Below are 23776 nucleotides of genomic sequence, written 5' to 3'. Positions count from 1 at the left end.
GTGGCTGCGACTGGTCAAAGGTAGCCCAGGACATCCTGATCCGGGGACCGGGGCGCGGGTGTCGCCCTCACCCTCGGTCAAAGGACTCGCCGCCTGTCGGTATATGTACTCTAAAGGGGAGTTTGATGCCGTGCTGGGCATTTAAGGTTGGGCTCACAGGAATGTGTGTGACGCCCGACTGACGCACGTGTGACCGAACTGCAACGTGCCGGAGACTCCTCTGGTGCGTCCGGTAAGGGATGCTCCGGACGACTGGCAGGACGTCAGCTGGTTTGACGATGCCCGGCAAACCGGGTGCTAACCAGCGCGAACGCCCATCCTTAGAGGGAGGACCAATCCACTATGCGCGTGACTAAGGGCGCGAAGATCGCCACCGGCACCGCGCTGCTTGCGCTCGGCGTCGCCGCGTGCGGCGGGGGCGGCGGTTCCAGTAGCGGCGGCGGGGACAACCCCCGGGCCGCCACGGGGACCGTCTACATCCGTGGTTGTGAGCCGCAGACCGGCTTCGTCCCCGGAAACATCAACGAGACCTGCGGTGGCACGATCAATGAGTTCGTGTACAGCCGCCTCGTCAAGTACAACTCGGACACGGCCGCTCCCGAGCTCGACCAGGCGGAGTCGATCGAGACCACCGACAACAAGGTGTGGACGATCAAGCTCAAGCCCGGTCTGAAGTGGACCGACGGTACGCCGGTCACCGCGAAGAACTACGTCGACGCCTGGAACTACACCGCCTACTCGCCGAACGCCCAGCTCGGCAGCTTCTGGTTCGGTGACATCGTGGGCTTCGACAAGGTCAACACGCAGGACCCCGACGGCCCCGACGGGCCGAAGGAGGCCCCGAAGCCGGAGACCGACAAGCTGGAGGGTCTGGAGGTCGTCGACGACCTCACCTTCAAGGTCACGCTGACCGCGCCCGTCGCCGTGTTCCGCACCAAGCTCGGCTACACGAGCTTCGCGGCGCTTCCCGACGCCTTCTTCAAGGACCCGAAGGGCTTCGCGCAGAAGCCGGTCACCAACGGTCCCTTCAAGTTCGTGCAGTGGGACCACAACTCGCAGATCATCGTCGAGGCGAACCCCGACTACCCCGGGCCGGAGAAGCCCAAGGTCAAGAAGATCGTCTACAAGATGTACAAGGACGACAACGCGGCGTACGCGGACCTGGTCTCCAACAACCTCGACTTCACCGAGCTGATCCCGCCGTCGGCCCTCGCCGGCGACAAGTGGAAGACCGACCTCGGCGACCGCGCGATCGACGGCCAGCAGGGCGTCATCCAGACGATCACCTTCCCGCTGTACGACAAGGAGTTCGGCGGCAACGCGGACTTCCGCAAGGCCGTGTCGTACGCGATCGACCGGAAGACGATCACCGACAAGATCTTCAACAAGGGCCGCGTGCCCATCAACGGCTGGGTCTCCCCGATCGTCGAGGGCTTCAAGGACGGCGCCTGCGGCGACCTGTGCACCTACAACCCCGCCAAGGCCAAGGAGTACCTCGCCAAGGCCAAGTCCGAGGGCTACACCCCGCCGGCCGAGTTCCCGATCTGGTCCAACGCCGACGGCACTCACAAGGAGTGGATCGAGGCCACGGTCAACAGCATCAACCAGGCCTTCGGTCCCGACGCCGGCGTGAAGTTCGTGCACAAGGACATGCCCACCTTCGCCGAGCTGCGTGACACCATCACCCAGCACAAGATCAAGGGCGCGTTCCGCACCGGCTGGCAGATGGACTACCCGCACATCGAGAACTTCCTGAACCCGCTGTACAAGACCGGCGCCTCCTCCAACGACGGTCTCTACAGCAACAAGGAGCTCGACAAGAAGCTCCACGAGGCCGACACCGCCACCGACCCCGCGCAGGCCAACGCCCTCTACCAGGAGGCCGAGGCTATGCTGCAGCAGGACATGCCCGCGATTCCGCTGTGGTCGTACGGACTGCAGGCCGGTACCTCCAAGTGGGTGACCGGCGTGAAGGTCACCCCCTTCGGCGTGCTCGACCCGCTGTCGATCGCGATCAAGGAAGCGTAGGGACAGCTCGTAGGTGAACCCCCCGAGGCCGGTTCCCCACCGGGGCCGGCCTCGTGGGCTGTCCATTCGCGATCTCCCGTGTTGACCCACGGGGGGCGCATGTACGACCTTTAGCGTCAGATCGGAGGTGCGCATGGGCCGATACGCGATCCGGCGCCTGCTGCAACTCGTGCCTGTCGTGCTGGGCACGACCTTCATCATCAACTACATGGTCTGGCAGCTCCCGGGTGATCCGTTCGCCGGGAGATGCGGCCAGCGGCCCTGTCCGGACAGCTATGTCACGGCCATGCGCGAGCAGTTCGGGCTGGACCAGCCCATCCTGGTGCAGTACTGGAGCTTCCTGAAGAACCTGCTCACCGGCAACCTGGGCACCGACTTCAACGGCGTCTCGGTGGCGAGCCAGCTCGGCGACGCCTGGCCGATCACCATCAGGCTCGCGCTGATGGCGGTGCTCTTCGAGGCGATCATCGGAATCGGCGCCGGCGTGCTGTCGGGCCTCAAGCGCGGCGGCTTCACCGACAACGTGGTGACGCTCTCCACGCTGTTCCTCCTCTCGCTGCCGATCTTCGTCACCGCCTACCTGCTCCAGTGGGTGCTCGGCGTGCAGTTGCACGTGATCGAGCCGACCGTGACGGACGCGGCGACGGTTCCCGAGCTGATCGTCCCCGCGCTCGTGCTGGCCAGCCTCAACATGGCGTTCACCGCGCGGCTCACCCGTACGAGCATCGTGGAGAACCTGCGCGCCGACTACGTGCGCACGGCCGTGGCCAAGGGGCTGACCAACCGGCGGGTGGTCGGGATCCATCTGCTGCGCAACTCGCTCATCCCGGTGCTGACGTTCCTCGGCACCGAGGTCGGCTCGCTGATGTCCGGCGCCATCATCACCGAGGGCATCTTCAACATCCACGGCATCGGCGGCCTGCTGTGGCGGGCCATCAACGGCCAGGACTACACGATCGTGGTCCCCGTGGCCACGCTGCTCGTGCTCGTGTACCTGATCTCCAACCTGCTCGTCGACCTCCTCTACGGCGTGCTCGACCCGAGGATCCGCTATGAGTGACCCGACCGCGACGCAAGATCTGATCAAGGGCGCGGACGAGCCGACGGCGAGCCCGGTCGCGGTCCGGGACAGCCAGCGCAGCCTCTGGCGCGACACGTGGGACATCCTGAAGCGGCGCAAGATCTTCTGGGTCTCGCTCGTGATGCTGATCGTGTTCCTCGTGATGGCGGCCTTCCCGTCGCTGTTCACGCACAAGGACCCGGAGTACGCCACGCTCGCCAAGAGCATGGAGCTGCCGAGCTCGGACGCCTGGTTCGGCTACGACCTGCAGGGCCGGGACGTGTGGGCCAGGACCATCTACGGCGCCCGCACCTCGATCATCGTGGGCGTGCTGGCCACGCTGGCCACCGTCCTGCTCGGTGGCCTGACGGGCGTGGTGGCCGCCTACTTCGGGCGCTGGCTGGACGCGATCATCTCCCGTGTCGGTGAGATGTTCCTCGGCCTGCCGTACGTGCTGGGCGCGATCATCATCCTCGGCACCATCGCGCCGGCCCAGTCGAACCCCGGCAAGGCGACGATCATGGCGGTCGTGATCATCGTACTGGCCCTGCTCGGCTGGCCGATCCTGATGCGCATCGCCCGCTCGGCCGTCATCCAGGCCAAGCACCAGGACTACGTGCAGGCCGCCAGGGCGCTCGGAGCCGGACCGGTGCGGATCATCTTCAGGCACCTGCTGCCGAACTCGCTGGCGCCGATCCTCGTGTACGCGACGATCACGATCGGCAGCTTCATCGGCGCCGAGGCCACGCTGTCGCTGCTCGGCATCGGCCTGCGCTCGCCGGTCATCTCCTGGGGCATCGCGATCGCCGACCACAAGGACTACCTCAGGACCGGGCCGCACGCCATGTTCTTCCCGGCCGCGTTCCTGTCCCTGTGCGTGCTGACCTTCGTCATGCTCGGCGAAGCCGTACGCGACGCCCTCGACCCGAAGCTTCGATGAGGAGGCACAGCGAGTGACGGAAGTGCTTTCCGAGCAGGTGGGCAGAGGCTCCCACGGCGGCGCCCTGCTGGAGGTGGACGACCTCCACGTCGAGTTCCGCACCCGCGCGGGTGTGGCCAAGGCCGTCAACGGCGTGACCTACAGTGTGGACGCCGGCGAGACCCTCGCCGTGCTGGGCGAGTCGGGCTCGGGCAAGAGCGTCACCGCCCAGACCATCATGGGCATCCTCGACATGCCCCCGGGAAAGATCACCGGGGGCGAGATCCGCTTCCGGGGCGTCGACCTGCTCAAGCTCCCCGAGGACCAGCGCAGGAAGATCCGCGGAGAGGGCATCTCCATGGTCTTCCAGGACGCGCTGTCCGCGCTGAACCCGGTCTTCCCGGTCGGCTGGCAGATCGCCGAGATGTTCCGCATGCACCGCGGCACGTCGCGGGCGGAGGCCAAGAAGAAGGCCGTCGAGCTGATGGACCGGGTGCGGATCCCGGCCGCCAGGGACCGGGTCAACGACTTCCCGCACCAATTCTCCGGCGGCATGCGGCAGCGCATCATGATCGCCATGGCGATCGCGCTCGATCCGGAGATCCTGATCGCGGACGAGCCGACCACCGCGCTCGACGTGACCGTCCAGGCCCAGATCATGGGCCTGCTCGCGGAGCTGCAGCGCGACAGCAACATGGGCCTGATTCTGATCACCCACGACCTCGGCGTCGTCGCCGACGTCGCGGACAAGATCGCGGTCATGTACGGCGGGCGCATCGTCGAGAACGCCCCGGTGCACGACCTGTACAAGAACCCGGCCCACCCCTACTCGAAGGGGCTGCTGGAGTCGATCCCCCGGGTGGACCACAAGGGCCAGGAGCTCTACGCGATCAAGGGCCTGCCGCCCAACCTGCTGGAGATGCCGACGGGCTGCGCCTTCCACCCGCGGTGCCCGTACCGGCGGGACAACTGCGTGACCGACGTGCCCCCGCTGTACACGATCAGTGGCACCCGCGGCAGCGCCTGCCACTACTGGAGGGAGGTCATCGATGAAGGCGAACACTGAGTCGATCCTCGAAGTCCGTGACCTGGTCAAGCACTTCCCGCTCACTCAGGGCATCGTCGTCAAGCGGCAGATCGGCGCGATCAAGGCCGTGGACGGGGTCTCCTTCGACCTGCACCGCGGTGAGACGCTCGGGATCGTCGGCGAGTCGGGCTGTGGCAAGTCCACCCTGGCCAAGCTGCTGATGGCGCTGGAGCGGCCCACGTCGGGATCCGTGCGCGTCCGCGGCAAGGACATCGCCACGGCCAAGGGCGCCGAGCTCAAGCGGATGCGCCGCAACATCCAGATGGTGATGCAGGACCCCTACACCTCGCTGAACCCGCGGATGACCGTCGGCGACATCGTGGGGGAGCCGTTCGAGATCCATTCGGACGTCGTGCCGAAGGGCGGCCGGCGGCGCCGGGTGCAGGAACTGCTCGAGGTGGTCGGCCTCAACCCCGACCACATCAACCGCTACCCGCACCAGTTCTCCGGCGGCCAGCGTCAACGCATCGGCATCGCCCGCGGTCTGGCGCTCCAGCCTGAGATCATCATCTGCGACGAGCCGGTCTCCGCGCTCGACGTGTCGATCCAGGCCCAGGTCATGAACCTGCTGGAGCGGCTGCAGAACGAGTTCGACCTCGCCTACATCTTCATCGCGCACGACCTGTCGGTGGTCCGCCACATCTCCGACCGGGTCGCGGTGATGTACCTCGGCAAGATCGTTGAGCTGGGCAGCGACGCCGAGATCTACGACAGCCCGACGCACCCGTACACCCAGGCGCTGCTGTCGGCCGTTCCGGTGCCCGACCCCGAGGGCCGGGAGACCCGCCAGCGGATCATCCTGCAGGGCGACCCGCCATCGCCGGCCAACCCGCCCTCGGGCTGCCACTTCCGCACGCGGTGCTGGAAGGCGCAGGACATCTGCGCCGAGCAGACGCCCGCGCTGGAGGCGCGCCCGGGCAGCGACCACCCCAGCGCCTGCCACTTCGCGGAGGCCCGCGACGTGGTGAACGCCCAGTAGGACCCGCGGTCAGCGCCCGGGCGACAGCCGTACGTGCGCGCCTGGGGGCAGACCCAGGCGTTCGGCGGCGTCCCCGGCGTTGATCGCCATCGCGACCAGGCCGGCGGAGTCGGCGAACGCCACCAGGTCGCCGGGCGGCACGGCGGTGAACGTCTCCCGGAACGGCACGGCGACCTGGCGGCGCCCGAGCCACACGACGATGGTGTCGCCGAGCTTTACGCCGAGTTCGGCCAGGTCGGAGGCGGTGATCGACAACTGGACGTTGCCGTGCCTGTCCACCGACATCACCTCGCCCTCGGCCGCGCCGTCCCGCAACCGGCAGGTCGGCGCGGGCAGGGTCACCAGGCGCTGCACCGGCATCGGCGGCCCCACGTCGGCGGCCGCACGCCCGGTGCACAGGTGGGCGGCCACCGGGGCGAACAGATCCCGTCCCGGGAAGGTCGGTGAGACGCTGGCCAGGAACAGGTCCTTGTTCGTTATCTCGTAGGCCGCCTCGGCGCCTCCCGCGGCGCGGACGGCCCACGAGAGGATGCCGTTGTCCGGGCCGAGGAACACCCGTCCCCCCGCCTCCACGGCGACCGCGCGACGGTTCACGCCCACGGCGGGATCGACGACCGCGAGATGGACTCCGGCCGGTAGATAGGGCAGGGTCTGCGCGAGGATGGCCGCGCCGCGCCGTACGTCCCCGGCGGGGACGAGATGACCCACGTCGATGATCCGAGCCTGCGGAGCGATGCCCGCGATCACGCCGTGGCACGCGGCGACGAACCCGTCCTCCAGCCCGTAGTCGGTCAGAAGCGTGATTACAGAGCTCACACCACGTGACATTACGTCCGTCCCGCCCGGCCTGAACACCCCGGGTTCGTCTCGCGGGCTTGGCATTACCATGGGACGGGCTCGCGAGCCGATCGAGGAGGAGCGGATGGACACCGAACCGGCCGGCGGCGACGGGCTCGACCTCTCGGACCGTGACCGCGAGATGCTCGCGTTCGAGCGCCAGTGGTGGCGTTACGCGGGCGCAAAGGAACAGGCGATCAGGGAGGCCTTCGGCATCTCGGCGACCCGGTATTACCAGTTACTCGGGGAGCTGATCGACCGGCCCGAGGCGCTGGAGCACGACCCCATGCTCGTCAAGCGGCTGCGCCGGATGAGAGCCGGCCGGCGGCGCGACCGCTCGGCCCGCCGCTTCGGACTGAACTCCTGATTCCCGTTGGTTTCTCCCCGTGCACGCATGAGCCCCGCTCCCGGGGCATGAGGCCGTCGAGGCGTACGCACGTGACCCCCTTCGGAGTGAGGCCATGACCCTGCCCGCGCACGCAGGACTCGACGCGATCGTCGCCGATCCGGCCGGCGCCGTGATCGGGCTCGACTACGACGGCACGCTCTCTCCGATCGTGCCCGACCCCGCCGCCGCCCGTGTGCATCCCGGCGTGCCCGGGGTGCTGGCCGCCCTCGCCCCGCTGGTGCGCGCCGTCGTGATCGTCACCGGCCGCCCGCCGCGTACGGCGCTCGCCCTCGGCGAGGTCCCCGGCGGGCCGTCCCTCGCCGATGTGCCCGGCCTGGTGATCCTCGGCCACTACGGGCTGGAACGCTGGGAGGACGGCCGTCTGACGGCGCCGCCCCCGCCGCCGGGGCTCGACCTGGTCCGCGCCCGGCTGCCCGAGCTCACGGCAGGACTGGAAGGGGCGGGTCTCGACGGCGCGTGGATCGAGGACAAGGACCGGGCCGTCGCCGTGCACACCCGGCGGTGCGCCGACCCCGCGGGGGCGCTGGAGGCGCTGCGCGGGCCGGTCGCGGCGCTGGCCGAGGAGGCCGGGCTGGCGGTCGAGCCGGGCCGCATGGTGCTGGAGTTGCGGCCGGCCGGAATGGACAAGGGGCGGGCCCTGTCGGCCTTCCTCGCCGAGCGGGACGCCCGCTCGGTCATGTTCGTCGGCGACGACCTGGGGGACCTCGCCGCCTTCGACGCGGTCGAGTCGGCCGGGATCCCCGGCGTACGGGTGTGCAGCGGATCCACGGAGGTGACCGCCCTGGCGGAGCGCGCCGACGTGGTGGTGGACGGGCCCGACGGCGTCGTGGCCTTCCTCGGCGACCTCGTGGAAAGACTTGGCAAGCGGTCTGCAAGCGGCCGGGCGTAACGTCCGGGGCATGAGGAAGACGATCTCGGCCGCGGCGGCCGGCCTGGCCGTGCTGGCGGCGTCCCTGGCGGCTCCGGCGGCGGCATTCGCGAACGACACCGCGGCCACCAAGACGCTGCACCTGCGCAAGGGCCTGACCCTCAGGATCCCGTCGTCCTGGAAGGTCGACGACAGCCGCAAGGACTGGGTGCGGGTCATCACCGGCTCGTGCCCGACCAAGGGCACGGACACGTACGGCTTCCGCGACTCGGGGTGCCACAGCTTCTGGGTCATGGGGCCCGGAGCCATCAAGATCGGCCACGAGCTGTTCCAGAAGTACACGCCGGACGGCCCGTTCTACCCGGCCACCGACGTCGGGCCCTGCCCGGTCAGGAAGAACCTCTACATCCACCGGACCAAGCTCGCGGAGAAGGGGCTGCGGCAGGTCGGGCCGGGGCACAAGGCGTATTACCGCGACTGGGCGGGCACCTGCGGGACCATGACGTCGGGCAAGGTGAAGGCCCGCTTCAACCAGCGCGAATGGTATCTGCCGACGTCGAAGATCCTGGTGATCGACCAGTGGAGTACCCCGGGGCTGAGCACGATACTCACGAACGCCACGTGGAACTGATGCCGCGCTTGGTGACCTTTCGTCTATCGGGGCGCAAGTCGTCCGCAAGCGACCGCGTCTAGTGTGCCGGACATGTTCAGAAAGACGATCTCGGCCGCGGCGGCCGGCCTGGCCGTGCTGGCGGCCACCCTGACGGCTCCGGCGGCGGCGTTCGCGAGCGAAAGCGGCGGCACCAAGCAGGTCCACCTGCGCAACGGGCTGACCCTCACGATCCCCGCGTCGTGGAAGGTGGCCAAGGACGACAAGGACTGGGTGCGCGTCATCACCGGCTCGTGCCCCACCTACGGCACCGAGGACTTCGGCTTCCGCGACTGGGGGTGCCACAGCTTCTGGGTGCTGGGCCCGAAGGCGCTCAAGATCGGGCTCCGCACGTTCCAGCCGTACAAGTCGAAGTACGGCTACGACCCCGCGACCGACGTCAGCATCTGTCCCAAGAGCTACAAGCTGTACAAGGGCGAGTGGAAGCTCGCCGAGAAGGGGCTGCGGCAGGTCGGGCCCGGCCACAAGGCGGACTACCACAAGTGGGCGGCGACCTGCGTCGACAAGAAGTGGCGGGTGAAGCTGCACTACAACCAGCGCGAGTGGTATCTGCCGACGTCGAAGATCCTGGTCCTCGACCAGTGGGACCACCCGCAGCTGAGCGCGATCCTCAAGAACGCGACCTGGAACTGACCGGCCTTCCGAGTGGCCCGGACCTTCAGGAACGCGTCCTGGAAGCGGCCACTCCGCCCGCGGCCACCGCGATCAGGGCGGGCGCGAGCAGGAACGCCGTGTGCGTTCCGAAACCGTCGCCCAGCGCGCCGAGCACGAACGGCCCGCTGCCCGAGCCCATGCCCGCCCAGATCGAGGCCGTGCCCGACGCCTGGTCAGGTCGGCCTCCCGACACCTCGATCATGCGCGTGAGGCCCATGGGGAACTGGACCGAGATGCCGAGCCCGCTGAGCGCGAGCCCGGCGTAGCAGACCGGCGCCGAGGTTCCTGCCCAGAACAGCGCCCAGCCCGCCAGGGTCACCCCGAGCGAGCCCAGCAGCACCGACCCCGGCGCGAAGCGCAGGGCCAGCCGGGCGCCGCCGAACCGGCCCGCGGCCATGCCGGCCAGCATCGCGCTCAGCCCGGTCGCCGCCGCGCCGGGCGACAGCCCGGTCCGCTGGGAGAGCAACTCGGCGGCCCACAGGTTGAAGGCGAACTCGAGGGCCACGCAGCACAGCAGGACCGCTCCGGCGACGTGGAAGCGCCAGCCGTACGGGATTCTGCCGGAGGCCGCGGACGGCGACGGCGGCGGAACGGGCACCGGCGGCACCCAGACCCGGCCCATGAGCAGGGCCAGCAGGAGGGTGGAGGCCACCGGCACGAGCAGCGCGGGCCGCCAGCCGGCCGGCGACTCGGCCACCACGCTGAAGGCGTAGGTGGTGGCGATTCCGGCGATGACGGCGACCGCGTTGGCCTCGCTGATGACGGCCGCCCCCGCCGGGCCGTGGTGGTCGCTGAGCACCGCCATCATCACGTACAGCGCCGTCGAACCGCAGGCGCCGGCGAGCGTGAAACCGGCCAGCGTGAACGGGAGCGCGTGCCCGGACAAGACGAGGAGCACCCCGGCGTTCATCCCGGTCAGACCGGCCCAGGTGACGACGCGGCGCCCGAACCGCCTGGTCAGCGCGGGCAGGGCCAGCCCGCCGGCGATGCCGCCGAGTGCCATCCCGGTGCCGTGCAGCCCGGCGACGGCCTGGGACACGCCGAGCTCGGCGCGCAGGAGGGGCAGGGCGGCCGACAGGCCGTACAGGTAGGTGGCGAAGGTGGCGAGCTGGAGATAGATCAACCAGGTGGGGCCGTCCCTGGTGACCTTTATGTTGCGGTCCAAAACCAGGCAAGGGTAGCGCAGCGGATCACCCGGCACGAGAGCCGGTCGCCCGGCGCGCCACCGGTCCGGTTCAGCGCAGCGCGGCGAGCTGGTCCTCGAACCAGCGCTGGGGCGGCAGGGCGGTGGCGGCCTCCCGCAGCCGCAGGCCGCGCGCGAGCCGTTCCTGCTCCGGCAGCGTCAGCGCCTCGTGCAGCGCCGCCGCCGTGCCGGACACGTCGTAGGGGTTGACGAGCAGGGAGTCGGCCCCCAGCTCGGCCGCCGCGCCCGCCTCGCGGGACAGCACCAGCGCGCACCGGGGCGACAGGATCGGGCCCTCCTTGGCCACCAGGTTCATGCCGTCCCTGATCGGGTTGACGAGCAGGACGTCGGCCAGCCGGTAGGCGGCCAGCGAGCGCGGGTAGTCGTCGTTCACGTTGAGGATCAGCGGGTCCCAGTCCTCGGTCGCGTACTCGTCCTCGATCTCCTTGGCGCAGCGCTGCACGGCCGCCGTGTACTCGCGGTATTCCGGCAGGTCGTGCCGCGAGGGGTAGGCGAACGCGAGGTGGACGACCCGGCCGTGCCACTCCGGATGGGCGGCCAGGAACTCCTGGTAGGCCCGCAGGCCGCGCACGATATTCTTGGACAGCTCGGTGCGGTCGATGCGCACGATCAGCTTGCGGTCGCCCACGAGGTCCCTGATCACGGTCATGTGCGACTCGACGTCCGGCTCGGCCGCCCGGGCGAGCAGCGCCTCGCCGTTCACCCCCAGCGGGTGGACGCCGATCCTGGTGGTCCGCCCGTCGTACGTCACCGTGCGGGCGGCGTGGTCGGCCCTGGCCCCGAGCAGCGTCTCGCAGCAGTCCATGAAGGCGCGGGCCCAGCGCGCGGTGAGGAATCCGGCGTGGTCGGCGCCGAGGATGCCGGTCAGCACCTCGGCCACGACGTCCTCGGGCAGCAGCGCGAAGTATTCGGGCGGCGCCCAGGGCGTGTGCGAGAAGTGGGCGATGCGCAGGTCGGGCCGCTCGACCCGGAGCATCGCCGGGGTCAGCGTCAGGTGGTAGTCCTGCACCATGACGCGCGCCCGGTGGGCCGCCTCCTCGGCGAGGGCCAGCGCGAAGGCGCCGTTGTACGTGCGGTACGACTCCCACTCGCGATGGAACCGCGTGCCGAACTCGGGGGAGAAGGGCATGTTGTAAAGCAGGTGGTTGACGAACCAGAGGGTCGAGTTGGCCACGGCGTTGTAGGCCCGGTGGAAGACCGCGGGCGGGATGTCCAGCATGCGGATCGGCCCCGTCTCGAAGCCCCGGTCGAGCCGCCCGCCGGGCGCCTGACGCACCGCGCCCCGGTCGCCGTCCGACAGCGCCGCGCAGACCCACAGGACGTCGGTGTCCCTGACCACCTCGGACAGGCCGGAGACGAGCCCGCCCCCGCCCCTGCGCATGGTCAGGCCGCCGTCGTCCGACAGCGTGAAGGACACCGGGCCCCGGTTGGACGCGATAAGAACGGTGCTGCTCATCTTGGGGTTCCCTCGATCAGAGCGGGCGCGCATGCCGGAAGATTAATAAAAGCCGACCTCCGTCAATAGGATGTCAACCGATCGCGGGAGGGCTGAATACGGCATGGCACTGGACGACACGACCGAGGACCTGGCCCGATCGGCTGCCCAGGGGGACCATCGCGCGCTCGGTGAACTGCTGCGGCGCATCGAGCCCGACGTGCTGCGGCACTGCGAGCGCCTTCTACCGTATCGGCAGGACGCCGAGGAGGCCGCGCAGGACACGCTGCTCGCCGTGGCGCGCAACATCGCGAGGTTCGAGGGGCGGGCCAAGTTCAGCACCTGGCTGCACATCGTGACCGTGAACTGCGCCAGGACCACCTACCGCTCGCTCAAGCGGCGCTCGTCGGAGCAGGCGGAGGAACTGCCCGAGCAGCGGCCCGATCCGCGGCGGGTGAGCGTCATCGCCGGCTCGCGGCTCGACCTGCTCGACGCGATGGAGGCGCTGGAGGCCGAGCGGCCCGACCTCGCCCAGGCGCTCGTGCTGCGCGACATCTGCCAGCTCGACTACTCGGAGGTCGCCGACCAGCTGAAGATCCCCCTCGGGACGGTCAAGTCCCGTATCCACCAGGCGCGCAAGTACGTGCAGAGCGCCCTCGGTGAGGCGTACGGCTGATACGAAACGTCTCGCTATGTGAGACGTCGGAACGGACACCGGGGACGCCGGGGTACAGTGCTAGGGACCTTCCCCGGAAGGTCTTACAACTGAACATGCTCATCCAGAGGGGTGGAGGGACCGGCCCTGCGAAGCCCCGGCAACCTCCCCGGTGTCGAACTCGTGCCCACGAGGCCCGGCCGGGACAGGTGCCAATTCCGGCTCGCGGCCAAGGTGGTCGCGAGCGAAGATGAGGGAAAGGCCTCGCTTCATGGCGCACACCAGCACTGCCGCGAACACCGTCGAGTTCGGCCCCGCCACCGGTCTTTCGTGTCGCGAATGCGGCGCTCTTTATGACCTCGGTCCGATTTTCGCCTGTACGGAGTGTTTCGGCCCACTTGAGGTGGCGTACGACTTCGGCGAGGTTCGCCGGGAGGACATCGAGTCGGGCCCGGCGAACATCTGGCGATACCGCTCCCTGCTCCCCGTTCCCGCCGGAGTGGCGGCCAAGCCCAACCTCCAGCCCGGCTGGACCAAGCTCGTGAAGGCCGACAGGCTGGCGGCCGAGCTGGGCCTGCGGTCGCTTCACGTCAAGGACGACTCCGGCAACCCGACCCACTCCTTCAAGGACCGGGTCGTCGCGATCGCGCTGGAGGCCGCGCGCAACTTCGGCTTCCACACCCTGTCGTGCTCCTCGACCGGCAACCTCGCCGGCGCGGTGAGCGCGGCCGCCGCCCGGGCCGGGCTGGACTCCTGCGTGTTCATCCCCGCCGACCTGGAGCCGGCCAAGGTCACCATGGCCGCCGTGTACGGTGGCCGCCTGGTCGCCATCGACGGCAACTACGACGAGGTCAACCGCTTCTGCTCCGAGCTCATCGGTGACGAGCTGGGCGAGAAGTGGGGCTTCGTCAACGTCAACCTCCGGCCCTTCTACGCCGAGGGCTCCAAGACGCTGGCGTACGAGATCGCCGAGCAGCTCGGCTGGCGGCTGCCCGACCAGATCGTCATCCCGGTGGCCTCCGGCTCCCAGCTCACCAAGATCGACAAGGGTTTCCGTGAGCTGATCAAGCTGGGGCTGGTCGAGGAGCGGCCCTACCGGATCTTCGGGGCGCAGGCCGAGGGCTGCTCGCCGGTCTCCCGGGCCTTCAAGGCCGGGCAGGACGTCGTGCAGCCGGTGCGGCCCGACACCATCGCCAAGTCCCTGGCGATCGGCAACCCGGCGGACGGGCCGTACGTGCTCGACATCGCGCGGCGGACGGGCGGCGCGGTGGAGGACGTGAACGACCGGGAAGTGGTCGAGGCCATCCGCCTGCTGGCCAGGACCGAGGGCGTCTTCGCCGAGACCGCGGGCGGTGTCACGGTCGGCGTGCTGCGCAAGCTGGTGCGCGAGGGCCGCCTCGACCCCGACGCCGAGACCGTGGTGCTGAACACCGGCGACGGGCTGAAGACGCTCGACGCGGTGGCCGAGCACGCCCGTCCCGCCGCAGTCATCCGTCCCTCTCTCGACGCGTTCCGTACGGCATTTGCCAACTGAAAGCGTTTCAAAAGGCCCATCGGTAGTAACGAAAGCGAGCGAACAATGAGCGTTTCCGTGCGGATTCCGACGATTCTCCGGACGTACACCAACGGAGCCGCGGAGGTGAGCGGGGAGGGGGGAACGCTCCGGGAGGTCCTGCAGAAGCTGGACGCGGACTACCCCGGCATCGGCGGGCGCATCCTGGACGAGACGGGTAAGATCCGGCGTTTTGTCAACGTCTACGTCGGGGAAGAGGATGTCCGATTCGCCGACGGTCTGGACACCGCCACGCCGGACGGGGTGCAGATTTCGGTCATCCCCGCCGTCGCCGGAGGCTGAGCCGCCGCGCCGGGGCCGAGCACCTGACATGCACTTCTATCGATGAAGAAGTCATGCGATGCCATGGCAAATGGTGCAGCTCTCAACTATTCAACAGCAAAGTGAATATTCTTCGATCCCGCTTTGAGCGAACGCCAAGTAGTAGTTTGCGGATTGACTCTGTTGTCCTACGCCTTGACACGGGTATGGTCGAGGACGATCGACAAAACCGGGGGCTTCTTGGGTGTGGTCCCCAGCCCAGCAAGAGGAGTCGGAAGTGGCGCAGGGCACCGTCAAATGGTTTAACGCGGACAAGGGCTACGGCTTCATCGCGGTAGACGGTGGTAAGGACGTGTTCGTCCATTACTCGGCAATCCTGATGGACGGCTACAAGGCCCTCGAGCAGGGTCAGCGGGTTGAGTTCGACATCACGCAGGGTCAGAAGGGCCCGCAGGCGGAAGCCGTACGGGCCGTCTGATCCCGTCATCGACCTTGGAAGGCCCGGCACGCGGACACCGCGTGCCGGGCCTTCCGCTTCGCTCGTCGGGGCGCTCTTATCCGCGGGGTCGCGCCGGAGGCGCGCCGGGAGCACAGCCCTCGTCACGTGCTCGCTCGTTCCTCGGTCCAGACACCGGCGCGCCCCTCCGGCTCGCTCGGTGTCTCCCGCTTCGCACTGGTCTGGACATACCGTCCAAGCTGGTCAGCACGGCTTCCGCTTGCACTCTCATGGGTAGAGTGCTAAATACTTGTTTGGCACTCTGAGGTCGAGAGTGACAACAACCGGGATCGGGGCGATGGGGCCCGCGCAGGGATAGCGGGTCCGCGCCGTCGCGGGCGTCGGCTCGGTCCGTTGAAGACACCCTGCTACTGGGAGGTCTAGCCTAATGGCAGCCAAGATGATCGCGTTTGACGAGGACGCCCGGCGCGGTCTCGAGCGCGGTATGAACCAGCTCGCCGACGCCGTGAAGGTGACCCTCGGCCCCAAGGGCCGCAACGTCGTGCTGGAGAAGAAGTGGGGCGCCCCCACGATCACCAACGACGGTGTCTCCATCGCCAAGGAGATCGAGCTCGAGGACCCGTGGGAGAAGATCGGCGCCGAGCTCGTCAAGGAAGTCGCGAAGAAGACCGACGACGTCGCCGGTGACGGCACCACGACGGCTACCGTGCTCGCCCAGGCGCTGGTCCGCGAGGGTCTGCGCAACGTGGCCGCCGGTGCCAACCCGATGGCGCTGAAGAAGGGCATCGAGGCCGCCGTCGAGCGTGTCAGCGAGGAGCTGTCGAAGCTCGCCAAGGACGTGGAGACCAAGGAGCAGATCGCCTCCACCGCCTCCATCTCCGCCGCCGACACCGAGATCGGCGCTCTCATCGCCGAGGCGATGGACAAGGTGGGCAAGGAAGGCGTCATCACCGTCGAGGAGAGCAACACCTTCGGCCTGGAGCTGGAGCTCACCGAGGGCATGCGCTTCGACAAGGGCTACGTGTCCGGCTACTTCGTGACCGACCCCGAGCGCATGGAGGCGGTCTTCGAGGACCCGTACATCCTGATCGTCAACTCCAAGGTCTCGGCGAACAAGGACCTGCTCCCGCTGCTCGACAAGGTCGTGCAGTCCGGCAAGCCGCTGGTCATCATCGCCGAGGACGTCGAGGGCGAGGCCCTGGCCACCCTGGTCGTCAACAAGATCCGCGGCCTGTTCAAGTCCGTGGCCGTCAAGGCTCCGGGCTTCGGCGACCGCCGCAAGGCCATGCTGGGCGACATCGCCATCCTGACCGGTGGCCAGGTCATCTCCGAGGAGGTCGGTCTCAAGCTCGAGAACGCCACCCTCGACCTGCTCGGCCGTGCCCGCAAGGTCGTTGTCACCAAGGACGAGACCACGATCGTCGACGGCGCCGGTGACGCCGAGCAGATCGCCGGCCGGGTCAACGAGATCCGCGCCGAGATCGAGCGCACCGACTCCGACTACGACCGCGAGAAGCTCCAGGAGCGCCTCGCCAAGCTGGCCGGCGGCGTCGCCGTCATCAAGGCCGGCGCGGCCACCGAGGTCGAGCTCAAGGAGCGCAAGCACCGCATCGAGGACGCCGTCCGCAACGCGAAGGCCGCGGTCGAGGAGGGCATCGTCCCCGGCGGTGGCGTGGCCCTGCTGCAGGCCGGCGCCAACGCGTTCGACAAGCTCGAGGTCAACGGCGACGAGGCCACCGGTGCCGCGATCGTCCGCAAGGCCCTCGAGGAGCCGCTGAAGCAGATCGCCGTCAACGCCGGCCTCGAGGGCGGCGTCGTGGTGGAGAAGGTCCGCAACCTCCCGGCTGGTGAGGGCCTCAACGCCGCGACCGGCGAGTACGTCAACATGTTCGAGTCCGGCATCATCGACCCGGCCAAGGTCACCCGCTCGGCGCTGCAGAACGCGGCGTCCATCGCGGCGCTGTTCCTGACGACCGAGGCCGTCATCGCCGAGAAGCCCGAGAAGGAGAAGGCCCCCGCCATGCCCGGCGGCGGCGACATGGACTTCTGATCCATCTGCCTGCTTCGTCTCAACGGAAGGGCGGTTCCCCCTCGGGGAGCCGCCCTTTCCCGTTGTGCGCCTCAGGTGAGGCGCCTGACCCAGCGGGCGCAGTCGGTCTGCATCGCGTATCCCGCCGCCGTCCAGGCGTGGTGCGCCAGAGCGTTGTCGTGCAGGACCATCGCGTCCGCGCGGAACGCGCCGAACTTCCTGAACCGCTCCTCGGCAGCCCGGATCAGCCGCGATCCGATGCCCATGCGCCGGTGGGCCGGGTCCACGGCGAGCCGGTAGAGGTGGGCGCGCCAGCCGTCCCACCCGGCGATGAGCGTGCCGGCCATGCGGCCGTCGATCTCGGCGATGAGCAGCGCCTCGGGATCGCGTTCGATCAGAGCCACGACCTTGCCGGCGTCGTCGTGCCTGTCGGTGTTCTCCGCGGCCTCGAGCCAGAACCGCAGCACGGCTGGGACGTCGTCGAGCGCTCCGTGGCGGATGCGTACATCGGGCGGGTTCATCGCAGTTCCTCGGGAAGGTCGTGGCTGTGCAGGACGGTCAGTGACGTTACCGCCCGGGTGAGGACCACATAGAGCCGAGCGAGGCCGCGCTCCTCGGCCTCCGCGATCGCGGCCGGCTCGGCGACGATCACGTGGTCGTACTCCAGGCCCTTGGCGAGCGTCGCCGGCACCAGCAGCACCCGGTCGTCGCCCGTCGAGTCGGGACCGAGCACCGTGTGCGGCACCGCGGCGGCCTCCAGGGCCGCCGAGAGCGCGGGAAGGCCGGAGTCCGCCGCGATGACGCCGATGGAGCCCTCCTGCGCGAGGGCCTGCCGTACGGCCTCGGGGAGGGCGGCGGCGACGTCGGTCTCGCGGCGTACGGACAGGGAGCCGGCGCCGGGACGCAGCGAGCGCGGCGGGGCGAGCTCCGGCGCGACGGAGGGCAGCAGCCGCGCGGCGAAGTCGAGGACCTCCCGGGGCACGCGGAAGCCGAGCGTGAGCTCGGTGACCTCGCCCGCGGGCTGGCCGAGGTGGTCGAGCACGGTCTTCCACGAACGCGCCGACCATGGCGTGGTGCCCTGCGCGAGGTCGCCGAGCACGGTCGCCGAACCGTTGCGGCAGCGGCGTCCGAGCGCGCGCAACTGCATCGCCGACAGATCCTGCGCCTCGTCCACCACGAGGTGCCCCTGCGACGGCGTCCGCTCGATCAGGTCGCCGAGTTCGTCCAGCAGCGCCGCGTCGGCGGACGTCCACTTGGCCGACCGGTGCGACTTGTACGGCTTGCGCCACACGATGAGCTGTTGCTCCTCCGGTGAGAGGTCCGACCGGGCCGCCTTGGCCAGGAACTCGGGGTCCGACAGCAACCGGAACAGCACCTGCTCGGGGGTGAGCTTCGGCCAGACGGCGTCCAGCACGGCCTTGACCGGCTTCGATCGTGCCACCGCGTCCTGCACCCGGTCGTCGGGCGACTCGCCGCGCCGTTCCATCTGCACGAGCACGGCGTGGGCGAGCCGCTGGGCCAGGGTGGCGCGGCCCGGGCCGTACCTCGTCGTGCCGCGCAGCGAGGCGACGATCTCACGCACCTCGTGATCGGCCACCCGGTAGCGGTTGATGCCCTTGGTGAACAGCACCCCTTCGGCCGGCTTGGTGACGTGCAGCCACAGCGCCCGCTTGACGACCTCGGCCATGCGGGCGTCGCCCTTCACGGCCGCCACCGCGGGGTCCTCGGGATGGGCGTGGTCGCCCAGGACACCGGCCACCGTCGTCTGGTCGACCTTCACCTCGCCGAGCGCGGGCAGCACCGAGGAGATGTAGGAGAGGAAGGCCCGGTTGGGCCCGACGATCGTCACGCCCGAGCGCGACAGCTTCTCCCGGTGGGTGAACAGCAGGTAGGCCGCGCGGTGCAGGCCCACGGCCGTCTTGCCGGTGCCCGGCGCGCCCTGCACGCAGACGGTCACACCGAGGTCGGCACGGACGATCTCGTCCTGGTCGGGCTGGATGGTCGCCACGATGTCGCGCATCGGGCCGGTGCGGGGCCGCTCGATCTCCTCGGTCAGCAGCCTGCTCTGCCCGAGCGCCCTGCCGTCGAGCGGTTCGTCCTCGTACGCGGTGAGGTCGCCGCCCTGGTAGCCGAACCTGCGGCGCAGCGCGACCCCCATGGGGTCGGCGGGACTGGCCTGGTAGAAGGCGCGCGAGATCGGGGCGCGCCAGTCGATCACGAGGGGCCGGCTGCTCTCGTCGTGGACGTGCCTGCGGCCGACGTAGACCGTGCCCGGCAGGTCGTCGCCGGCCGCGCGGTCCAACCGGCCGAAGAACAGCGGCGCGTCGGGGTGGTCGGCCAGTGCGGCCACTCGCTGGTCCAGCAGGCCCTGCAGGACCTGCTGGGACACCCAGTCGCCGGCGGCGTCCGCCGACAGCGACTGCGCGTGCTCTCGCATCGCTCGCAGCGCGGCGCGGGAGGCCGCGAGATGGGCGCGCTCGGCTTCGAGCACATTTCCGGGCATGCGGAAGCTCCTCCGGGCATGACGGGGACAGGACTGGTGGAAGCGGGAAGCACAAGAGCTTAGCGATGGGTACCGCAATGCCGAAACGGTATTTCTCTCGCGTGTCGCCGTTTCCCGGGGCGGGTATCTGTACCCGGGTGACGCGCACCATGGTTCCTCCGGAGATCCAGGCGGCGGCGAGCCTGTTGCTCGCCACGCTGTGGGGGTTCGCGGTCTTCGGCGACTGGAGCAGGCAGGCCTTCTGCATGACGAGCCCGGCGCCGTCGCCGGACTGCGCGGACCGGATCGCCTCAGTGGTCGCGCTGTCCGTGATGGTCGCGGTGGTGGCGGCGTGCGCCACCGGGGTCGCCTGGCTCGCCAGGCGCGAGTCCCTGTACGGCGTCGCCGCGGGAGCCTGGATCGTCGCGCTCGCGGTGCTGTTCGTCGGCGGCCTGGCCGCCCAATGACCGCGTCTCGGTGATCGCACGGAAAGCTTGCCGGCGGAGTGGGTGGAGCGCTCCATCCTCAGGCCGCCGGAGAAACGGCATGCAGTAGTGGGGTGATTTGTCCTGATATGTCGCGTTGTGTGAGCCGTGCGTGCTCACCGGCGGGCGAGGAACGGGCAGCGAGAAACCAGGAGTAAGACGAAAAATGCGCATATTGCGTGATTCGCCTTGTCTGCTGGGTATTGCCGCCATCACGACTGCATCATGGGAGGGTAAGGCGCGAGGGGGGTGATGTGGTGACAAGGCCCAAGGGCATCTCCTGGACCTAGCACTGTCCACACACGTTGACCGGGCTCGGGGAGCGGAGCGGGCTTCGCGAGGGCCGGAGGTTTCTTCCGGCGCAGTGACCAACACCGGCCACGGTGTCGTGGACGCCCTGCTGAGTGCCGGCCGTGTGGGTGGCCGGCACCCCTCACTCGGGGGCCTGGATCTTGCCGATGCCGAGTGTGGTGACGGCGGGCAGCAGGCCCGACTCGAACACGGCCCCGAGCAACGGCCGGTTGAGCTCGGCCAGCCGCTCGGCCCCTGCCTCGCCGAGCGCCCGCCACGGGCCCGCCGCCAGCTCGTCGGTCATGCGCTCGACCTGGTCGCGCAGCGCCCGCCCCGCCGGGGTGGCCGTCCCCTCGTCGTCGATCAGCCCGCGTCCGGCGAGCCGGTCGCGCGCGGCGGCCCATTCCTCGTCGCTCCAGCCGCGGCCGGCGAAGTTCTCGGCCGGGGCCGCCCCGACGGCGGCGAAGGAGACCAGGGCCTCGCAGGCGTCCAGGCCGGCGGCGTGCAGGGCCGTAAGGTGCCCGTCGCCGCGGTGCTCGCGCAGCACCGTGTACGCCTGCCACAGCGCCACGTGCGGTTCCTCCGCCCAGGGGAGGTCGAGATTGGCCGCGGCGAGCGGCCGGTGGGCGACGTCCACGCTCTCGGCCGCCCTGATCGCCAGCTCGGCCGCCTCCTTGACGCCGTCGTCGATCCGGTCGCCGAGGAGCCCGCGCAACGTCCGGTCCATCGCCCGCAGCCGCGCGTCGAGCACCTGTGCGGGCGTCGCGGTCTCCCAGACGCCCGGCACGTACTCGGCGATCATGTTCGGGCTGAAGCTGTAGTAGGTGGCGGCGACCAGCGCGGGTCCCGCCGCGCCCAGCGGCGCCGTCCGCCAGGCGAAGTAGCTCGGCCAGCGCGTCGTGACGTCGTAACCGAGCGCGGCGGCCTCCTCGAAGGCCTGTGGGCTGTAGTAGAGGGTGGCGTGGACCGGCTCGATCTGATGCCACATGGTGCGGGCCAGGCGTACGGACATGCCTCAAACCTCACTGTCTAGTTAGGCTACGACAGTGACAGTAGAGCCGTGGCGCATCACTGGTCAACCAGAAATAGACAGTTATGTCGGGAGCAGGGTGGAACTCTCCGTGCTCCTGGTGAACGCCCTCGCCGCCGAGTCGGTGCACGGCCGCCCTGTCACACCGCCGCGGACGGGCGGCGAACGGCTCGCCGCGATCCACGCCGGCCTCGCCGCCGCCGGTCGCCCTCCGAGCGGGCTCACGGCGGCCGACGCCGACCGGCTCGCGGAGGTGGCCGCCGAACTGCGCCCGCTGTACGGCGCGCGGGACCGCCTGCCCGAGGCAGCCGAGCGGCTCAACGACCTCCTGGTGCGGCACGGCGCCGTGCCCACCCTGTACGGCGACCCGGGAAAGCCGCTTCAGCTGGCCTTCCACCGGCCCGGCGCGACGCTCGTGGACGCCTGGGCCGCCGACATGGGCACCGCGCTGGCCATGGTCATCGGTGTGGGCCAGGGGGCGCGGCTCGGCGCCTGCCAGGCCGCGGCGTGCTCCCTGGTCTTCTTCGACACCACGCGCAACGCCTCGCGCCGCTTCTGCGATCTGTCGTGTCAGAACCGGGCCAAGGCCAGCGCCTACCGCGCCCGGCGCCGTACGTGACCGGAGGAGGTCAGCGCGCCGGGTCCTCCTCGCCCACGTCGTCGGCGTCGATGATGTGGTAGGCGTACCCCTGCTCGGCGAGGAACCGCTGCCGGTGCGCGGCGAACTCCTGGTCGACGGTGTCGCGGCTGACCACCGAGTAGAACCGGGCGCCGCCGCCGTCCGCCTTGGGGCGCAGCACCCGGCCGAGCCGCTGGGCCTCCTCCTGGCGCGAGCCGAACGTGCCGGAGACCTGGATCGCCACGGCCGCCTCGGGCAGGTCGATGGAGAAGTTGGCGACCTTCGAGACCACCAGCACCCGGATCTCCTTGTCGCGGAACGCCTGGAACAGGCGCTCGCGCTCCTTGACCTTGGTCTCGCCCTTGATGACCGGCGCGTTCAGGTGCTCGCCCAGCTCGTCGAGCTGGTCGATGTACTGCCCGATGACCAGCACCTGCTCGTCCGCGTGCCGCCGCACCAGCGCCTCGGTCACCCTCGTCTTGGCGGGCGTGGTCGAGCAGAACCGGTAGCGCTCGTCGCTCTCGGCCATGGCGTAGGCCAGCCGCTCGTCGTCGCTCAGCGTCACCCGCACCTCGACGCACTCGGCGGGGGCGATGTAGCCCTGGTTCTCCATCTCCTTCCAGGGCGCGTCGTACCGCTTCGGCCCGATGAGCGAGAAGACGTCGCCCTCCCGGCCGTCCTCGCGTACGAGCGTGGCGGTGAGGCCGATGCGCCGGCGGGCCTGCAGGTCGGCGGTCATCCGGAAGATCGGCGCGGGCAGCAGGTGGACCTCGTCGTAGACGACGAGCCCCCAGTCGCGGGCGTCGAACAGCTCAAGGTGCCGGTAGGTGCCCTGCCGCCGGGTCGTCATGACCTGGTAGGTGGCGATCGTGACCGGGCGGATCTCCTTCTTGGTGCCCGTGTACTCGCCGATCTCGTCCTCGGTCAGCGAGGTGCGCCTGATCAGCTCCTGCTTCCACTGGTGGGCCGAGACCGTGTTGGTGACCAGGATCAGCGTGGTCGCCCGGGCGTGCGCCATCGCCGCCGCACCCACGATCGTCTTGCCCGCGCCGCACGGCAGCACCACGACGCCGGAGCCGCCGTGCCAGAACGCGTCGGCCGCCTCCTTCTGGTAGGGCCGCAGCGACCAGCCGTCCTCGCGGAGGTCGATGGGGTGGTGCTCGCCGTCGACGTACCCGGCCAGGTCCTCGGCCGGCCAGCCGAGCTTGAGCAGCGTCTGCTTGATGTTGCCGCGCTCCGAGGGGTGCACGGCCACGATGTCGGCGCCGAAGCGCTCCCCGACCAGCGGCTGGATCTTCTTGGAGCGCAGCACCTCCTCCAGCACGGCGCGGTCGGTGCTGGTGAGCACCAGGCCGTGGATGGGGTGCTTCTCCAGCCGCAGCCTGCCGTACCGCGCCATGGTCTCGGCGACGTCCACGAGCAGCGCGTGCGGCACGGGATAGCGGCTGAAGCCGATCAGCGCGTCGACCACCTGCTCGGCGTCGTGCCCGGCGGCCCGGGCGTTCCACAGCGCGAGCGGGGTGACCCGGTAGGTGTGGACGTGCTCGGGCGCGCGTTCGAGTTCGGCGAACGGCGCGATGGCCTTGCGACACTCGTCCGCCCTCGGGTGGTCGACCTCCAGCAGCAGCGTCTTGTCGGACTGGACGATCAGCGGCCCGTCACTCAATGCCTGCCCCCCTCATGCCGGCTCCCCTCGTACGGCTACCGCATATCAAACACGAGGCCGGGCCGAATCAGTCCCAGT

General features: G+C 69.6%; 23 protein-coding genes and 1 riboswitch. Of the genes, 16 read left to right on the top strand and 7 right to left on the bottom strand.

Going from position 1 to position 23776, the window contains the following annotated elements; genetic code table 11:
• Window positions 1–342: 342 nt before the first annotated feature.
• The 5 genes from IL992_RS31355 (at window position 343) to IL992_RS31335 (ending at window position 6073) form a co-directional block, all read left to right on the top strand.
• Window positions 343–2028, top strand: coding sequence for a peptide ABC transporter substrate-binding protein (locus IL992_RS31355; protein ID WP_193206949.1), 1686 nt, complete (start codon window positions 343–345; stop codon window positions 2026–2028).
• A 133-nt stretch (window positions 2029–2161) separates the two neighbouring features.
• Window positions 2162–3088 carry an ABC transporter permease gene (locus IL992_RS31350; protein WP_193206948.1) on the top strand — a complete coding sequence of 309 codons (927 nt, stop codon included), beginning with the start codon at window positions 2162–2164 and terminating at the stop codon, window positions 3086–3088.
• The gene (locus tag IL992_RS31345; RefSeq protein ID WP_193206947.1) at window positions 3081–4028 is read left to right on the top strand and encodes an ABC transporter permease; all 948 of its coding nucleotides are present in this window, start codon (window positions 3081–3083) and stop codon (window positions 4026–4028) included. The genes IL992_RS31350 and IL992_RS31345 overlap by 8 nt, the downstream gene beginning before the upstream one ends.
• 13 nt (window positions 4029–4041) lie before the next feature.
• The gene (locus IL992_RS31340) at window positions 4042–5073 is read left to right on the top strand and encodes an ABC transporter ATP-binding protein (protein ID WP_193206946.1); all 1032 of its coding nucleotides are present in this window, start codon (window positions 4042–4044) and stop codon (window positions 5071–5073) included.
• Window positions 5057–6073, top strand: coding sequence for an ABC transporter ATP-binding protein (locus IL992_RS31335; RefSeq protein ID WP_193206945.1), 1017 nt, complete (start codon window positions 5057–5059; stop codon window positions 6071–6073). Before IL992_RS31340 ends, IL992_RS31335 begins: the two co-directional genes overlap by 17 nt.
• A gap of 9 nt (window positions 6074–6082) precedes the next feature.
• Here the strand turns inward: IL992_RS31335 and IL992_RS31330 are convergent, their stop codons facing one another.
• Window positions 6083–6889: an SAM hydrolase/SAM-dependent halogenase family protein gene (locus IL992_RS31330; protein ID WP_319018954.1), complete on the bottom strand. Its 807-nt coding sequence runs from the start codon at window positions 6887–6889 to the stop codon at window positions 6083–6085.
• A 106-nt stretch (window positions 6890–6995) separates the two neighbouring features.
• On the opposite strand from IL992_RS31330, the gene IL992_RS31325 reads away from it, so the two are divergent.
• From IL992_RS31325 to IL992_RS31310, 4 genes are all read left to right on the top strand, one after another.
• Complete coding sequence (locus IL992_RS31325; RefSeq protein ID WP_079319307.1) at window positions 6996–7277, top strand: DUF3263 domain-containing protein; 282 nt, start codon at window positions 6996–6998, stop codon at window positions 7275–7277.
• Between the two features lie 94 nt (window positions 7278–7371).
• Window positions 7372–8208 carry a trehalose-phosphatase gene (gene otsB, locus IL992_RS31320; RefSeq protein WP_193206943.1) on the top strand — a complete coding sequence of 279 codons (837 nt, stop codon included), beginning with the start codon at window positions 7372–7374 and terminating at the stop codon, window positions 8206–8208.
• Window positions 8209–8218: 10 nt separating this feature from the next.
• A complete protein-coding gene (locus IL992_RS31315; RefSeq protein WP_193206942.1) occupies window positions 8219–8818 on the top strand; it encodes a hypothetical protein in 600 nt (199 codons plus the stop codon).
• Window positions 8819–8890: 72 nt separating this feature from the next.
• The gene (locus IL992_RS31310; protein ID WP_193206941.1) at window positions 8891–9490 is read left to right on the top strand and encodes a hypothetical protein; all 600 of its coding nucleotides are present in this window, start codon (window positions 8891–8893) and stop codon (window positions 9488–9490) included.
• A gap of 25 nt (window positions 9491–9515) precedes the next feature.
• Here IL992_RS31310 and IL992_RS31305 read toward each other — a convergent pair whose 3' ends face one another.
• Both IL992_RS31305 and IL992_RS31300 read right to left on the bottom strand, forming a co-directional pair.
• Complete coding sequence (locus IL992_RS31305) at window positions 9516–10676, bottom strand: MFS transporter (protein WP_193206940.1); 1161 nt, start codon at window positions 10674–10676, stop codon at window positions 9516–9518.
• Window positions 10677–10746: 70 nt separating this feature from the next.
• Window positions 10747–12171, bottom strand: coding sequence for an alpha,alpha-trehalose-phosphate synthase (UDP-forming) (locus IL992_RS31300; protein ID WP_193206939.1), 1425 nt, complete (start codon window positions 12169–12171; stop codon window positions 10747–10749).
• Between the two features lie 103 nt (window positions 12172–12274).
• On the opposite strand from IL992_RS31300, the gene IL992_RS31295 reads away from it, so the two are divergent.
• The 5 genes from IL992_RS31295 to groL all read left to right on the top strand — a co-directional run bounded on the left by IL992_RS31295 (window position 12275) and on the right by groL (window position 17146).
• Window positions 12275–12826, top strand: a complete 552-nt coding sequence (locus tag IL992_RS31295) for an RNA polymerase sigma factor (RefSeq protein ID WP_193206938.1) — start codon at window positions 12275–12277, stop codon at window positions 12824–12826.
• 96 nt (window positions 12827–12922) lie between these two features.
• Window positions 12923–13062, top strand: a riboswitch (SAM riboswitch).
• 14 nt (window positions 13063–13076) lie between these two features.
• On the top strand, window positions 13077–14339 hold the full coding sequence (gene thrC, locus IL992_RS31290) for a threonine synthase (protein WP_193206937.1): 1263 nt from the start codon (window positions 13077–13079) through the stop codon (window positions 14337–14339).
• A gap of 45 nt (window positions 14340–14384) precedes the next feature.
• Window positions 14385–14660: a MoaD/ThiS family protein gene (locus IL992_RS31285; protein ID WP_030509193.1), complete on the top strand. Its 276-nt coding sequence runs from the start codon at window positions 14385–14387 to the stop codon at window positions 14658–14660.
• A 256-nt stretch (window positions 14661–14916) separates the two neighbouring features.
• Window positions 14917–15117 (top strand): cold-shock protein, encoded by a 201-nt coding sequence (locus IL992_RS31280; RefSeq protein WP_079319298.1) that lies wholly within the window; start codon window positions 14917–14919, stop codon window positions 15115–15117.
• 406 nt (window positions 15118–15523) lie between these two features.
• Window positions 15524–17146: a chaperonin GroEL gene (gene groL / locus IL992_RS31275; RefSeq protein ID WP_079319299.1), complete on the top strand. Its 1623-nt coding sequence runs from the start codon at window positions 15524–15526 to the stop codon at window positions 17144–17146.
• A 71-nt stretch (window positions 17147–17217) separates the two neighbouring features.
• On the opposite strand, the gene IL992_RS31270 is transcribed toward groL, so the two are convergent.
• Both IL992_RS31270 and IL992_RS31265 read right to left on the bottom strand, forming a co-directional pair.
• Window positions 17218–17646 (bottom strand): GNAT family N-acetyltransferase, encoded by a 429-nt coding sequence (locus IL992_RS31270; RefSeq protein ID WP_193206936.1) that lies wholly within the window; start codon window positions 17644–17646, stop codon window positions 17218–17220.
• Window positions 17643–19628, bottom strand: a complete 1986-nt coding sequence (locus IL992_RS31265) for a HelD family protein (protein WP_193206935.1) — start codon at window positions 19626–19628, stop codon at window positions 17643–17645. Before IL992_RS31265 ends, IL992_RS31270 begins: the two co-directional genes overlap by 4 nt.
• Before the next feature lie 137 nt (window positions 19629–19765).
• Between IL992_RS31265 and IL992_RS31260 the strand changes: the two genes are divergently transcribed.
• Window positions 19766–20074, top strand: coding sequence for a hypothetical protein (locus IL992_RS31260; protein ID WP_193206934.1), 309 nt, complete (start codon window positions 19766–19768; stop codon window positions 20072–20074).
• A 451-nt stretch (window positions 20075–20525) separates the two neighbouring features.
• Here IL992_RS31260 and IL992_RS31255 read toward each other — a convergent pair whose 3' ends face one another.
• Window positions 20526–21395 carry an SCO6745 family protein gene (locus tag IL992_RS31255; protein WP_193206933.1) on the bottom strand — a complete coding sequence of 290 codons (870 nt, stop codon included), beginning with the start codon at window positions 21393–21395 and terminating at the stop codon, window positions 20526–20528.
• A gap of 97 nt (window positions 21396–21492) precedes the next feature.
• Between IL992_RS31255 and IL992_RS31250 the strand changes: the two genes are divergently transcribed.
• Window positions 21493–22032: a CGNR zinc finger domain-containing protein gene (locus tag IL992_RS31250; protein WP_193206932.1), complete on the top strand. Its 540-nt coding sequence runs from the start codon at window positions 21493–21495 to the stop codon at window positions 22030–22032.
• A 10-nt stretch (window positions 22033–22042) separates the two neighbouring features.
• Here the strand turns inward: IL992_RS31250 and IL992_RS31245 are convergent, their stop codons facing one another.
• The gene (locus IL992_RS31245; protein ID WP_193206931.1) at window positions 22043–23698 is read right to left on the bottom strand and encodes a DNA repair helicase XPB; all 1656 of its coding nucleotides are present in this window, start codon (window positions 23696–23698) and stop codon (window positions 22043–22045) included.
• Between the last annotated feature and the right edge of the window lie 78 nt (window positions 23699–23776).

Origin of the sequence: Microbispora sitophila, assembly GCF_014892245.1 — a bacterium.
GTDB lineage: Bacteria > Actinomycetota > Actinomycetes > Streptosporangiales > Streptosporangiaceae > Microbispora > Microbispora siamensis.
Note: the sequence above shows the minus strand (reverse complement) of the source record. Positions and strands in the feature narration are given on the sequence as shown.

Excerpts from the sequence above, each read along its gene's own strand:
- IL992_RS31355 (WP_193206949.1), top strand. The coding sequence starts at position 343 with ATGCGCGTGACTAAGGGCGCGAAGATCGCCACCGGCACCGCGCTGCTT.
- IL992_RS31350 (WP_193206948.1), top strand. The coding sequence starts at position 2,162 with ATGGGCCGATACGCGATCCGGCGCCTGCTGCAACTCGTGCCTGTCGTG.
- IL992_RS31345 (WP_193206947.1), top strand. The coding sequence starts at position 3,081 with ATGAGTGACCCGACCGCGACGCAAGATCTGATCAAGGGCGCGGACGAG.
- IL992_RS31335 (WP_193206945.1), top strand. The coding sequence starts at position 5,057 with ATGAAGGCGAACACTGAGTCGATCCTCGAAGTCCGTGACCTGGTCAAG.
- IL992_RS31325 (WP_079319307.1), top strand. The coding sequence starts at position 6,996 with ATGGACACCGAACCGGCCGGCGGCGACGGGCTCGACCTCTCGGACCGT.
- otsB (WP_193206943.1), top strand. The coding sequence starts at position 7,372 with ATGACCCTGCCCGCGCACGCAGGACTCGACGCGATCGTCGCCGATCCG.
- IL992_RS31315 (WP_193206942.1), top strand. The coding sequence starts at position 8,219 with ATGAGGAAGACGATCTCGGCCGCGGCGGCCGGCCTGGCCGTGCTGGCG.
- IL992_RS31310 (WP_193206941.1), top strand. The coding sequence starts at position 8,891 with ATGTTCAGAAAGACGATCTCGGCCGCGGCGGCCGGCCTGGCCGTGCTG.
- IL992_RS31300 (WP_193206939.1), bottom strand. The coding sequence starts at position 12,171 with ATGAGCAGCACCGTTCTTATCGCGTCCAACCGGGGCCCGGTGTCCTTC.
- IL992_RS31295 (WP_193206938.1), top strand. The coding sequence starts at position 12,275 with ATGGCACTGGACGACACGACCGAGGACCTGGCCCGATCGGCTGCCCAG.
- thrC (WP_193206937.1), top strand. The coding sequence starts at position 13,077 with ATGGCGCACACCAGCACTGCCGCGAACACCGTCGAGTTCGGCCCCGCC.
- IL992_RS31285 (WP_030509193.1), top strand. The coding sequence starts at position 14,385 with ATGAGCGTTTCCGTGCGGATTCCGACGATTCTCCGGACGTACACCAAC.
- groL (WP_079319299.1), top strand. The coding sequence starts at position 15,524 with ATGGCAGCCAAGATGATCGCGTTTGACGAGGACGCCCGGCGCGGTCTC.
- IL992_RS31270 (WP_193206936.1), bottom strand. The coding sequence starts at position 17,646 with ATGAACCCGCCCGATGTACGCATCCGCCACGGAGCGCTCGACGACGTC.
- IL992_RS31265 (WP_193206935.1), bottom strand. The coding sequence starts at position 19,628 with ATGCCCGGAAATGTGCTCGAAGCCGAGCGCGCCCATCTCGCGGCCTCC.
- IL992_RS31255 (WP_193206933.1), bottom strand. The coding sequence starts at position 21,395 with ATGTCCGTACGCCTGGCCCGCACCATGTGGCATCAGATCGAGCCGGTC.